The following is a 12,493-nucleotide window of genomic DNA, read 5'->3' as shown; positions in this document are numbered from 1 at the left end:
ATCATGCCTCTTCTGACAGCCAGTTCTGCATGACGCGCAGCGCCTCGGTCGGTTCGTTCTCGACAAGCTGGCCGATCACGTTGATCCGCCCGCGCCGCACCCCGCCCGAGACCGAGGCAAGCGTCACCAGATCGTCCTGAAGCTTGCCCTCCATCGGGCTCATCACGTCGATCGATCCCGCCATGGGTTGCGTGCGCGCGGGCCCTGACAGGGCGGCGGCAGGGGCGCGGTTCGCCACCTGCGGCACGGCGCCGTTTCCGGCCAGCGCAGGCGCGCCCTGCATGCCCGGACCCGCCAGCGCCAGACCACCCTCGGCGGACAGCTTGCGCAGCAGCGGCGTGACGCCGAAAATCAGAACCACCGCAACCAGCGCCAAAGCGAAAAGGCTGCGCAGGATCGACATGAGGTTCGCGGTCAGCACTTCCATGACCGACATGCCCGGCGGGGCGCCAACCTCGAGCGAGTAGTCGATGAACCGCAAGCTGTCGACCGACACGGTGTCACCGCGTTCCGCATCGAAACCCACGGCAGAGCGCACCAGCGCTGCAAGCCGCTCCAGTTCTTCGGCGGGGCGCTCTTCATAGGTGACGGTGCCGTCCTCGGCCACGTTGTAGATGCCATTGACCAGCACCGCGACCGAGATCCGCGTCACGTCACCCGGTTCGCGCACCGTCTCGCTCTGAGTCGACCCGATCTCGTAGTTCACGATCTCATCGGTGCGCGCCGAGTTGTTGGCCGATTGCTGTCCAGGCCCCGCATCCGCCAGCTCGGCCGGCAGGTTGCCCGCCACGCCAAGGTCGCCGCCCGCCGCATTGCGGTCCTCGCGGGTTTCCTCGCGGCTTTCGGTCGACCGGACGACCTGCTGCTGCGGATCGAAGGTCTGGCTGCGGATCACCTGGCGTTCGCTGCTCAGGCTGACATTGACCTGCACGCGCGCATTGCCGGCGCCCACCCGCGCGGTCAGGATCTCGGTGATGCTGCGGGACATGCGGTCCTCGATGGCCGATCCCGCCGCACCAAGGGCGGCCTCTCCGGGTAGCTCTTCGGACAGGATCGTCTCACCGCTGGCGGTCAGGACCGTCACGCGCGACGGCGCAAGGTCCGGCACGGCCGATGCCACCAGCGCGCGGATCGCCTCGGCCTGGCGGCGGCCGATCGTCTGCGTCGTGCGCCCGCGCACGATGACGGATGCGCTGGGCTCGGGGCGCGTGCGCGAGAACGCCTCGCGGTCCGGCAGAACCAGGTGCACGCGGGCCGCGTCGATGCCGTCGATCGTCAGGATCGAACGCGCCAGTTCGCCCTCCAGCGCGCGCATGCGGCTGACCTGCTGCATGAAACTGTTCATGCCCAGCCCGCTGGCATTGTCGAAGATTTCCCAGCCTGGCGCGCCCTCTCCGGGTAGTCCCTGTTCGGCCAGGGCCATCCGTGCGCGCGCCACGTCTTCTTGCGCGACCGACACGATCGACCCGCCGCCGCCCAGTTCGACGGCAAAGCCTTCCTGTTCCAGCGCCGCCACCACGCGCCCCGCCCCAGCAAGCGACAGATCGCTGTAAAGCGGTACGAAAGTCGGCTTCATGACCGCGTTGAGACCAAAAAACAGGGCCAGCACAAGCCCGACGCCGGTGACGCCGAGTGCAATCAGTCGGGTTCGCCCAAGCGCGACGAGATTATTGAGTATCGGCTGCAAAGTCTGAATCCGGAACAGGTGAAATTAACCAGACTTAAACGTAACAAATCAAGAATAGCAAGTATAGTTTGTTTTTAGTTCTTGCCTATCAGAGATGAATTTTACATATTGATCATGCAGTTTTACGCTGTTCCGGTCGGATAGTTGGGTGGCTCATGTTCAATAAGAAAGCATTGCCCGAGGGGGGCGCGGCGCCCGCAGGCGACGATGCAGGTGCTGACGTCGCCCCGAAAGGCGGATCGCGTCGCAAGATCGGCATGATCCTGGGGCTTGTTCTGCTGTCGGTCGTGGCACTGGTCGGGGGTCTTGTCGCGGCGGTCGGGCCGGGCAACCTGTTGGCGATGCTGAGCGGCAGCGCGCCGCATGAAGATGTGGCGGCCCCGCAGGCGGAGGGTGAAAACCCGGCCCCGCCGGGCGCTGACATGGTCGTCATGCCATTCGAGGAAATGATCGTGAACATCACCGCAACGGCGGCCTCGGGGCGGCAGACAAGCCGCTTTCTGAAACTGGATCTGGCGCTGGTCTATGACAGGACGCAGGACGAAGGTGGCATGGTGGAAATGCGCCACGTCTTTCTGCGCGATGCATTCCAGGACTACCTTCGGCAACTGGCCGAGCGCGATCTTGACGGAACGCTTGGTCTTGTCACCGTGAAGGGCGAGCTTTTGCGCCGCGCGCGGGCGATTGCCGGCAACGACGCGCCACATGAGGTGCTGATCATGGGGCTTGTGATCCAATGACGCAGACACAGACAACTGCCGTACCCGGCCATGGCGGCATGACCGCCCAGGTGCAGGAAGAGATCATTCGCATCGCTACGCGCAGCTACGAACGCCTGCCGCTGTTCGAGGTCGTGATGGATCGTGCGGTGCAGGCCCTTGGCCCCACGCTGCGCGCTGCGCTGAATGTGCAGGCAGACGTGGCCTTGCAGGCGGTTGACTACCTGGCCTGTGGCGATGCGCTGACCGCAGCCCCCGATCCGGGGTTGATCGCGCTGGTGAATGCCTCTCCCTGGGATGGCGCGCTGGCGGTCACGATTGATCCCGATCTGCTGTTCTCGGCCCTTGAAATCATGCTGGGTGCGCCCGATCCCGCTGCGGCCAGCGCCGATGCGACGGAAGGCTCCGGCGCTGCCGCATGGCAGCCGCGTGCCTTCACCGCGATCGAAAAGCGTCTGGCCGGGCGGCTTGTGGGCCTTGCCCTGCACGAGGTCGCGACGGCCTTCGAGCCGCTTGAAAAAGTGTCCTTCACGGCCGGCGCGATGGAAAGCGGGCCGCGCGATGTCATGCTGGCGCCGGTCGACGCGGCCTGCGCCCGCGTCACGTTGCGCATCGACCTGAACGGCCGGGGCGGCCTGATGTGCCTGATCGTGCCGCACCGGACCATGGACAGTGTGCGCCCCCAGTTGGCGCAATCGCGCAGCGTGGCGCAATTGGGCAGCGATCCGGGATCACGGGCGCTGTTGTCACAATCGCTCAACCATACGCCGGTCACGCTGACGGCGGTGCTGCATGAACGGGACGTGCCGCTGGCGGATGTGCTGGGCTGGAAACCGGGGCAGGTCCTGAACCTCGGGATCGACGGCACGCATGAGGTGACGGTCGCCTGCAGCGGAAAGGACATGTTCCGCGCCGCCATCGGCCGCAGAAAGAACGGCTCGGTCGCGTTGCGCGTGACAGCGACATTCGAAGAGAAAGAAGAGGAGAATGCAAATGGCGCTCTTGATTGACCTGATCATCATGCTGCTTCTGATCGGAACGCTGGCCTATGCATTCCTTGTGGATCGCAGGGTGCGTACCCTGGTTCTGGCGATGCGGGAGTTGCAGCCTGTCGTGGATCAGTTTTCCGTTGCGGTGGACCGGACCGAGAATTCGGTCAAATCCCTGCGCACCGAAGCGCAAGCACGGCCTGCGCCCAAGCGCGACGAGGAACCGCCCCTGACGCGCACGGCTGCCGCCACCTACGTGCCCAAGGCACCCGCCCCTTCGGTCGCGGGCGAAGCCTGCCTTGATCTTGGGCCCTTCTTCCTGTCGCAGCGCCCCGCGGCCACGCGCCCCGTGCAGCTGCCGCCCGGCATGGCCCGTGTGACCGACAAGGCCGATCTGGTGCGCAGCTTCTTTGAAACGATCCGGAGCCGCGAGGCATGAAACCGCCCCGTTCCGTCACTGTCGTCTTCGGCACCCTGGTTCTGGCGGGCGTTGCCAAGCTGGGCCTGTCGGCAATGTCCTATGTGCAGCCGGGTCATGCCTTGTCGGGGGCCGATTTCGGATCGTCCTATTTCGTGACGGCCGCATCCGCCGCGACCGAGGAGCCCACCGCGGCGCCCACCGAAGCCCCGCCGCTTGCAGGCCCGCCAGAGGGCACCCCGGACGAGATGCTGGCCGCCATCACCGCCGAGCGTGAACTGCTGGAAAACCAGCGTTCCGTGCTGGCGCAGCGCGCGGCCGAGATCGATCTGGCGAAAGAGATGCTGGCGATCGAGACCGCCCGGCTGGAAGAGCTCAAGCAGGAGGTCGAAGCACTTCTGGAACGCGCCAGCATGGCCCATGTCGCCGATGTCGACCGGCTTGTCGCCCTTTACAGCAACATGAAGCCAAAGGACGCCGCCGCGATCATGGACGATCTGGATCTCGAGGTGACCGTTACCGTCCTGGGCACCATGGCAGAGCGGAACGCGGCGCCGATCCTTGCGGCGCTGAACCCCGTCCGGGCACGCGCGCTGTCGCTGATCCTGCTGGAACGGGCAAAACTGCCGGGTGATCGCCGCCTTGACCGGATCCGCCTGAACTGAGTTCAGCGCGCCGGGACCGTCAATCGAAATCGCGAAGCTGCGAGCCTGCGGGCGGTTTACGCCGGATGTTGCGGCGCAGATCCATGACATATCCGATGATTTCGGCCACGGCCTGCCAATGTTCGACCGGGATCGCGCTATCCACTTCGACGATGGCGTGCAGCGCGCGGGCGAGGGGGCGGTTCTCGACGATGGTCACGTCGTTCTCGCGGGCGATGCGGCGGATCTGCGCGGCCATCAGCCCCGTTCCCTTGGCGACGCAGACAGGCGCCCGGTCGACGCCGGGCACATATTTCAGCGCGACCGCATAGTGGGTGGGGTTGGTCAGCACCAGGGTTGCCGTGGGAACGGCGACGGCGATGCGCTGGCGGGCGCGCTTGCGCCGTATTTCGCCGCGCTTGGCCTTGATATGCGGGTCGCCTTCGCTGTCCTTGAATTCATCGCGCAGTTCGCGGATGCTCATGCGCTGCTTCTTCAGCCACTGCGCCCGTTTCCACAGGATGTCGGCCACCGCCAGAACGGCCAGGAATACGGTCGTGATGATCATCAGGCGTATGACGATCTGGCGGACATGGCCCAGGAACGCCTCGGGCAGGGCGTCGGGCACCTGCCAGATGGCTGTCACGGCTTGCTTTGCGATGAACAGCGTGATCGCGCCCACCACAAGAACCTTGGCTACGTTCTTGAGGAACTCCACCAGCGCATCGAGCGAGAACAGCCGCTTGAACCCCGCTATCGGCGAGATCTTGGAAATCTCGGGTTTGATCCTTTCCAGCGCCACCGCGGTTTCGCCCTGGATCATGACGCCGAACAATGCGGCCAGAACCATCACCAGAACCACCGGCCCCAGGGTCGCGGCAACGCCGCGCGTCAACTGGTCGGACACCTGCCCGAGATCGGCAAGCCCGGCCGCGTCCTCGCCGATCTCGATCTGTCCGGCCATCTGGAACAGGCCCCGCAGCACGCCGGCAAGATCGGGCATCACCTGGGGCAGCAGGAACAGCGTGATGGCCAGCAGAGAGAACACGCACATCAGGTTGCCGGTTTCGCGCGAAGAGGGCACATCGCCCTTCTCGCGCGCCTTGCGCAGTTTGCGCTCGGTCGGTTCCTCGGTTTTGCTGCTGTCGTCTTCTTCGCTCATGCCACCGCCCTAGAACGTCAGCGTGCCAAGCCAAGTGGCAAAGCGCTGGATGAAACCGTCAAGAACGGCGGGTGCCGCCATGACCAGCACCAGTATCCCCGCACCGATCAGCACGGGCGTGGCCACGAAGAACACCGGCAGCGCCGGCATCATCCGGTTCGCCAGCCCCATGCCGAGGTTCAGAACAAGGCCCATCACGTGAAACGGCACCGTCAGGGCGAACCCGATGTAAAAGCTTGCCGCGACCGCCTTGACCGCCTGCTGGGCGAGGTCCCCCGCCATCATCTGTCCGGGCGGGAACACATCATAGCTCATGAGCAGCGCGCCGATGATCACGTGATGCAGATCGCTTGCGAAGATCAGGGCGACGCCCGCCATCATCAGCGCGTCGGCGATCATGGTTGAACCCTGGAAGGATCCGGTTTCCGGGGCAAATGCGTTGGCAAGGCCGGAGACCAGCCCGATCTGGTACCCGGCGAATTGCAGCGCCGTCATGATGATCCGCGCGGTGACGCCGATCCAGATGCCCAGCGTCACCTCGATCGCCAGTATCGGCAGCAGCATGAGCGGATTGTCGATGGGCATTGGCCCGACAGGTGTTGCAGGCGCAAGTGCCGCTGCCATCACGATGGCCAGCAGCAGCCGAAAGCGCAGCGGCACGGACCGTTCCCCGAAACCCGGCATGAAGGCAAGCGCGCTTCCGATGCGGGCAAAGACCAGCCCTACGGACAGGAATTGCGAGGTCAGGAAAAGGTCCAGGTCCACGTCTAGCCGCCGATCGTCGCGACGGTGCGCAGCGATGCCTTGCGATGCACCTCGTTATGCGAGATGACCTGAGTCATCGGGCTGACCCGTTCCAGCATCGAGCGGACAAAGCTGCGCACCTCGGGGCTGACCAGAAGCGCGGGCCATTCATCGCGCTGCGCGAATTTCTGGATCTCCTTGCGCGCCTCGAGGACGAATTCCTGCACGCGCTGCGGCGACATCAGGAAATTGCGCTCGTCCCCCGTCACGCGCACGGCGGCGTTGAATTCGGATTCCCATGCCGCCGACATGGTGATGACCGACACGAAGCCGGTCTCGTCGGCCAGGGCCTGGCAGATCTGGTTCGACAGACGCCGCCGCACATGTTCGGTGATCGTGGTCACATTGGCGGTGTTGCGGCTGGCCTCGGCGATGGCCTCGACGATCAGGGGCAGGTTGCGGATCGACACACGCTCGGTCAGCAGCGCTTGCAGGACATGCTGCACCAGGATCGCGGGGGCATTGGTGGTGATGTCGCCCACCAGTTTCTGGTACTCGCGCGCCAGTCCGTCGATCAGGGACTGCGTGGCGCCATAGGTCAGCAACTCGGGCATGTGCTGCTTGATGACCTCGGTCAGGTGGGTGATCACCACGCTTTCGGGATCGACCACGGTGCAGCCCAGCGTCTCGGCCTCGGCGGCGCGTTCGGCGTCCACCCAGACGGCATCCAGCCCGAAGGTCGGGTCCTTGGTCCGCTCGCCGGGCAGGTCAAGCGGCGCATCGCCGGGGTTGAGGACCATCATCGCGCGCGGCCGCACCTCGCCCCGCGCGGCCTGCACGCCCTGCACCAGGATCGCATAACCGTTGGCGGGCAGGGTCGGTTCGTCCTTGATCCGCACGGCAGGCAGCACGAAGCCGTAGTCGCGGGCAAACAACTGGCGCAGGCTCTTGATCTTGCCGGGCAGTGCCGCCTCGGGGCTGCTGATCAGCGGCACCAGCGCCGCGCCCAGTTCCAGCCGCAGATCGTCCAGCTTCAGCGTCTCGGAAATGTCATCGCGCGAGCTTGCGGCGGCGGCGGTTTCGGCCTCGGCGGTGGTGCGGGTTTCGTCGCGCGCGGCGGCTGCGGCCTGCCGCTGCATGAACAGGCCAAGGCCTGCCAGCGTCACGGCCATCGCCACGAAAACCCCGATCGGAAATCCGGGCAGCATGCCGATGCCCAGCAAAAGGCCCGCCGCCATGTAAAGCGCCTTGGGAAAGCGGCCCAGCTGCTGCAGGACGGCCTCGTTCGCGGCACCGACCGTGCCGCCCTTGGTCACGATCAGACCGGCGGCCAGCGACACGATCAACGCGGGGATCTGCGTCACAAGCCCATCGCCGATCGTCAGGATCGTATAGACATTGGCGGCCTCGCCGACACCCAGCCCGTGTTGCACGACACCGATCAGAATGCCGCCGATCACGTTGATCAGCGTGATGATGATGCCTGCGATCGCATCGCCGCGCACGAATTTCGAGGCACCGTCCATCGCACCGAAAAAGCTGCTTTCGTCCTCAAGTTCCTTGCGGCGGTGACGGGCTTCGGCCTCGTCGATCAGGCCAGCGCCCAGGTCAGCATCGACAGCCATCTGCTTGCCCGGCATCGCATCCAGGTAGAACCGCGCCGAAACCTCGGCAATGCGGGTCGAACCCTTGGTGATGACGACGAAGTTGATCACCACAAGGATCGTGAAGACCACGATCCCGATCACGAAATTGCCCGACACGATGAAGCGCGAGAACCCTTCGATCACCCCGCCGGCGGCGCCTGGCCCGGTGTGTCCCTCGCTCAGGATCAGCCGGGTCGAGGCCACGTTCAGGGCCAGCCGCAACATGGTCACGACCAGCAGAAGGGTCGGAAAGCTGTTGAACTCAAGCGGCCTGGGTATCCAGAGGGCGACCATCAGGATCAGCACCGACAAGGACAGCGACACGGCAAGCCCGAAGTCCAGGATCACCGGCGGCAATGGCACGAACAACATGCCCAGCACAAGGATCACGCCGATCGCAAAGGCCACGTCGCGGTTGGCGAAGCCGAAGGCGACCATGCGGTCGTTGCGTTGTTGCGTGGAAGATGTCATCGCCATGCCGCTCTCCGTCAGAAGTCTTGCAGGAAACGTGGCAGCACCGGCTCCAGCCGCTCGCGGCTGTAGATGCCGTAGACCCCGCCCGGATCCGCCTGCTGGGTGGACCAGTATCCGTGATCCCAGGGCATGACCGGATCTGCCTGCAGCTGTTCGATGTCATCAGGACTGTAGGCGGCGGCGGGAATGGCCTCGGGGGGCATGTCCGGTGCGGGACCTGCGCCCGCCATGCCGCGAAACGTGTCGATCCTGTCATTCGCGACCGCCACGTTCCGCCTGAGGGATGACAGGTATATCCCGGCCTTTTCGGGTGTGCGCGAATGATAGGCCCCGCCCGCCCGCATCCAGTCGCCGGTTTCCGCGTAAAGCCCCGCAAGAAAGCGCGCGGCGTAGTCGATGTTGATGACCGGGTCGAACCCTTCCTCGAGGCTCGCGAAAGCGCCCGGATGCCAGCGCAGGTTGATCTGCATGCAGCCCACATCGATGGATTGCACACCGGCGGCCTGCCGCTCGCGCACCCATGCCATCGCGGCGTCCCGGTTTTCGAAGATGCGTCCCTCGCCTGCCGCATTCACGGCCCAGGGCCACACGGTCAGACGCCCGCCACGGGAGACGCCCGCCTCCTGCAGGCCGATCCCCAGAAGCATGTTGTCCGGAATGCCGTAGCGCGCCTGCGCCCGCAGGATTTCGGCCACGCAGATGCTGGTCGGATCGCCATTGGTCACAAAGGGCATGGCGGGCATCATCGGCGGTGGCCCCGCGAATTGCGGTGCGCTCAGCCGTGGAAACGTCCGGCGGTTGGCCTGCGGATGCATGCCCGTCCGGTCCGACAGGGTCACGGCCTGCGTGCGCGGCGCGGCAGGTGTCGTGCCTTGGTAGAACGCGCCCCAATCCGCCAGCGCGGCGGGGGCCGCACCACCCAGGGCGAGGGCCAGCCCCAGGGTGCATGACAGCCCCCCCCGCATCAGAGTGCCCCGCTTGCGATCAGGTCGAACACGCGGTCCGACAACCCGCGCAGGGTGGCGTAGATGAACGGGCTTGATGCCAGAATGCCCAGAAAGATCGCGACGATCTTGGGCACGAAGGTCAACGTCATTTCCTGAACCTGCGTCAGCGCCTGGAAAAACGCGATCACCAACCCGACGACAAGTGCCAGCGCCAACACCGGACCCGATCCCAGAAGGACCGCAACGATCATCTCGGACAGGATCGCGTAGGTGTCGGTGGCATCCAATGGGTCCGGTCCTTTTCGGTCCTGTCCTGCGCGTCATGACCGCTGGCACGGTCAGACGGGCATGCGCAGAACCTCTTGATAAGCTTCAACGAACTTGTCGCGCATTGCGACCACGGTCTTGACGGTGGATTCAAGCGCCAGGGTCGCCTCGACGACCTGTTGCGTCCCCATCTCGCCGGTCAGGCCGCGCTGGGCGGCCATGTCGCCCTCGCGGATCGTGGCCACCGCGTCCTGGGCCGCATTGCGTACCAGATCGGCGAAGCTGGCGGCTTCAGGCGCATCCGCTGCCGGAAGGGCGGCACCCCCAAGGTCCTGCGCATGGCGATATGCACCGCGCACGCCATTTGCCGCGACCGACATCGCATTGATTTCAACCATCTGAACCCCCTATCGCAGCAGATCGAGAACCTGGCGGCGCATCTGGCGGCCTGCCTCGAACATGTTCATGTTTGCCTCGTAGCTGCGCGATGCCTCGCGCATGTTGCTCATTTCCAGCAGCGGATTGACGTTGGATGTTTTGACGAAACCCTCGGCATCGGCGGCGGGATGGGCCGGATCGTAATCGCGACCGAAAGCGGCCAGATCGCGCCCAAGGGCTGCCACCCGCACCATCGACACACCGCTGTCGCGGTCGATCATTTCCTCGAAGGCCAGGGTCTTGCGGCGGTAGGGATCTGCCCCCGGAACGGTGCCGGTGGAGCCGGCATTCGCCACGTTCTCGGCCACGACCTTGAGTCGCTCTCCCTGTGCATGCATGCCGCTTGCGGCGACGGCGCTGATGGATCTCAACGGGTCCATGACAGCCCCTCCTTAACGCTGACCGACGACGGCCAGGCTGAGCAACTGGTGCCCCTTGCCGTAAAGCTGCGCGGCCAGCCGATAGCTTTCGCTGATTTCGGCGGCCTTGAGGGTCTGCTGTTCCAGCACCACGGTATTGCCGTCGATGGTGGTTTCCCATGCCGCGCTGTCTGCCGTTGTGCGCAGACCGCTGGCTTGCCCGCCTGCGTGTCCGCCGCCCTGAATATGGCCGGCTTGGGTCGTCCTGACGCCGCCGGTACGGGACCCGTCGACAAGCGTTTCAAAAGGACTGACCTCGCGCGCCTTGAAGCCGGGCGTATCGGCATTGGCGATGTTTTCGGCAACCACACGCTGGTTGGCGCTGAGCCATGACATCCGTTGCGACGCGAGCTGAAAAAAAGACATGGAATTCAGCTTCATTTTATATTCCCCCACTAGTATTTTCATGAAATAACATGGATAGTTTTTGCTGGCTACAGGTTTTATACATGAGAACGGCATTTTCTGGCCTTGCTGGCGCGGCACGACAGATCGAAGGCTCGCGGATCGCGGGCACGGTCAGCGGAGTTCTGGGCCTGACCCTGACCGCCAAGGGGGTCGAGCGTGCCTTGGGCATCGGCGCGCGCTGTACCGTGCATGGCGCGCGCGGTCCCGTCCTGGGCGAGGTCGTGGCCGTCGATGCAGGCGGCGTATCCGTTCTGCCGTTCGGCACATGGGATGGTGTCGTCGTGGGCGATCCCATCACCAGCAGCCCGCGCGACGACGTGGTGCGCCCCACCATGGGCTGGGTCGGGCGCGTCGTGGATGCGCTTGGCGCGCCGATCGACGGGCGCGGCCCGCTGTTCGACGGGACCGAGGCGCGCGCGGTCAAGTCGCCCCCGCCGCCCGCTTTCGATCGCCGCCGCGTTGGCGCGCGCATCGATACCGGGATCAAGACCATGGACATCTTCACGCCCCTTTGCCGGGGCCAGCGCATGGGCGTCTTCGCCGGGTCCGGCGTGGGCAAATCCTCTCTGATGGCGATGCTGGCGCGCGGCGCGCAGGCGGATGTGATTGTTGTGGGACTGGTGGGCGAACGCGGTCGCGAGGTGCAGGATTTCATCCAGGGCGATCTGGGGCCAGAGGCCATGACGCGCTGCGTGCTTGTTGTCTCGACAGGGAACGAACCGCCCCTGATGCGCCGCCAGGCCGCCTGGACCGCCACCGCCGTGGCCGAGCATTTCCGCGACGCCGGCCTTCAGGTCTTGCTGCTGATCGACAGCGTCACGCGGTTCGCCATGGCGCAGCGTGAAATCGGCCTTGCCGCGGGCGAGCCGCCCACCGCAAAGGGCTATCCGCCCACGGTCTTCGCCGAACTGCCGCAACTGATGGAGCGTGCAGGACCCGGTAACGGGAAAGGTGGCGACATCACGGGCATTTATACTGTCCTCGTGGATGGGGACGACATGAATGACCCGATCGCCGATAGCGTGCGGGGGATCCTTGACGGGCATGTGGTTCTTGATCGCCAGATCGCCGAGCGTGGCCGCTTCCCGGCGATCAATCTGCTGAAAAGCGTGTCGCGGATGCTGCCGGATTGCCATCAGCCTGCGGAATACGCGGTGCTGGCGGCCGCACGGCGGGTGATCGCGAAATATGTCGACATGGAAGAGTTGATCCGCATGGGCGCCTACAAACCGGGGTCCGACCCGGATATCGATGCTGCCATCCGCTTTGCGGATCCTCTGGAAGCATTCCTGACCCAGCGCAAGCACGAGGCAATGTCCGCGGATCAATCCTTTGCCGAAGTCTATCGTCTGCTGGGAGAGGCGGGGATCGACGTCGCCTTGCCGGGGCAGAACCAGGCCCAGCCTTTGCGACAAAGCCTGCCCGCGCAACAGGCGCCGCAAGCCGCCACTCGCTACTAGGCCGCGTGCAATCCCCCGGTGCGCCAGTCGCCCGTTCGGGCTGCTCCGATCCTTTTTTCGAAAGGGCGCGC

Annotated in this window: 14 protein-coding genes; 5 read left to right on the top strand and 9 right to left on the bottom strand. The window is 65.1% G+C overall.

The genetic code is table 11. The features are described 5' to 3' along the window. Nucleotide 1: 1 nt before the first annotated feature. Nucleotides 2-1,687, bottom strand: coding sequence for a flagellar basal-body MS-ring/collar protein FliF (gene fliF / locus ACMUJL_RS10015; protein WP_375568583.1), 1,686 nt, complete (start codon nucleotides 1,685-1,687; stop codon nucleotides 2-4). A gap of 155 nt (nucleotides 1,688-1,842) precedes the next feature. On the opposite strand from fliF, the gene ACMUJL_RS10010 reads away from it, so the two are divergent. From ACMUJL_RS10010 to ACMUJL_RS09995, 4 genes are read left to right on the top strand one after another with little or no spacing between them, the layout of a single operon-like run. Next, on the top strand, nucleotides 1,843-2,427 hold the full coding sequence (locus ACMUJL_RS10010; RefSeq protein WP_375568585.1) for a flagellar basal body-associated FliL family protein: 585 nt from the start codon (nucleotides 1,843-1,845) through the stop codon (nucleotides 2,425-2,427). Further along, nucleotides 2,424-3,416 carry a flagellar motor switch protein FliM gene (locus ACMUJL_RS10005; protein ID WP_375568587.1) on the top strand — a complete coding sequence of 331 codons (993 nt, stop codon included), beginning with the start codon at nucleotides 2,424-2,426 and terminating at the stop codon, nucleotides 3,414-3,416. The genes ACMUJL_RS10010 and ACMUJL_RS10005 overlap by 4 nt, the downstream gene beginning before the upstream one ends. Then, nucleotides 3,400-3,834: a hypothetical protein gene (locus ACMUJL_RS10000; protein ID WP_068294220.1), complete on the top strand. Its 435-nt coding sequence runs from the start codon at nucleotides 3,400-3,402 to the stop codon at nucleotides 3,832-3,834. Before ACMUJL_RS10005 ends, ACMUJL_RS10000 begins: the two co-directional genes overlap by 17 nt. After that, nucleotides 3,831-4,478, top strand: coding sequence for a MotE family protein (locus ACMUJL_RS09995; RefSeq protein WP_375568589.1), 648 nt, complete (start codon nucleotides 3,831-3,833; stop codon nucleotides 4,476-4,478). The genes ACMUJL_RS10000 and ACMUJL_RS09995 overlap by 4 nt, the downstream gene beginning before the upstream one ends. A 19-nt stretch (nucleotides 4,479-4,497) precedes the next feature. Here ACMUJL_RS09995 and flhB read toward each other — a convergent pair whose 3' ends face one another. From flhB to ACMUJL_RS09955, 8 genes are read right to left on the bottom strand one after another with little or no spacing between them, the layout of a single operon-like run. Beyond that, nucleotides 4,498-5,619: a flagellar biosynthesis protein FlhB gene (gene flhB / locus ACMUJL_RS09990; protein WP_068294214.1), complete on the bottom strand. Its 1,122-nt coding sequence runs from the start codon at nucleotides 5,617-5,619 to the stop codon at nucleotides 4,498-4,500. A 9-nt stretch (nucleotides 5,620-5,628) separates the two neighbouring features. Continuing rightward, nucleotides 5,629-6,384, bottom strand: a complete 756-nt coding sequence (locus tag ACMUJL_RS09985; RefSeq protein ID WP_375568591.1) for a flagellar biosynthetic protein FliR — start codon at nucleotides 6,382-6,384, stop codon at nucleotides 5,629-5,631. Between the two features lie 2 nt (nucleotides 6,385-6,386). Then, entirely contained in the window at nucleotides 6,387-8,480 is a 2,094-nt protein-coding gene (gene flhA / locus ACMUJL_RS09980; protein ID WP_068294429.1) for a flagellar biosynthesis protein FlhA, read from the bottom strand. 17 nt (nucleotides 8,481-8,497) lie between these two features. After that, entirely contained in the window at nucleotides 8,498-9,448 is a 951-nt protein-coding gene (locus ACMUJL_RS09975) for a lytic transglycosylase domain-containing protein (RefSeq protein ID WP_416914240.1), read from the bottom strand. After that, on the bottom strand, nucleotides 9,448-9,717 hold the full coding sequence (locus ACMUJL_RS09970; protein WP_068294204.1) for a flagellar biosynthetic protein FliQ: 270 nt from the start codon (nucleotides 9,715-9,717) through the stop codon (nucleotides 9,448-9,450). Before ACMUJL_RS09970 ends, ACMUJL_RS09975 begins: the two co-directional genes overlap by 1 nt. Nucleotides 9,718-9,768: 51 nt before the next feature. Then, nucleotides 9,769-10,095, bottom strand: a complete 327-nt coding sequence (locus ACMUJL_RS09965; RefSeq protein WP_068294201.1) for a flagellar hook-basal body complex protein FliE — start codon at nucleotides 10,093-10,095, stop codon at nucleotides 9,769-9,771. A gap of 9 nt (nucleotides 10,096-10,104) precedes the next feature. Continuing rightward, nucleotides 10,105-10,515 carry a flagellar basal body rod protein FlgC gene (gene flgC, locus ACMUJL_RS09960; protein ID WP_068294198.1) on the bottom strand — a complete coding sequence of 137 codons (411 nt, stop codon included), beginning with the start codon at nucleotides 10,513-10,515 and terminating at the stop codon, nucleotides 10,105-10,107. Between the two features lie 12 nt (nucleotides 10,516-10,527). Then, entirely contained in the window at nucleotides 10,528-10,920 is a 393-nt protein-coding gene (locus ACMUJL_RS09955; RefSeq protein ID WP_375568596.1) for a flagellar basal body protein, read from the bottom strand. Between the two features lie 83 nt (nucleotides 10,921-11,003). On the opposite strand from ACMUJL_RS09955, the gene ACMUJL_RS09950 reads away from it, so the two are divergent. Further along, complete coding sequence (locus ACMUJL_RS09950) at nucleotides 11,004-12,422, top strand: FliI/YscN family ATPase (RefSeq protein ID WP_375568598.1); 1,419 nt, start codon at nucleotides 11,004-11,006, stop codon at nucleotides 12,420-12,422. Nucleotides 12,423-12,493 lie beyond the last annotated feature (71 nt).

The organism is Seohaeicola sp. (assembly GCF_048006315.1).
Classification (GTDB): Bacteria; Pseudomonadota; Alphaproteobacteria; order Rhodobacterales; family Rhodobacteraceae; genus Seohaeicola.
This window is presented reverse-complemented; position numbering and strand designations above follow the sequence as displayed.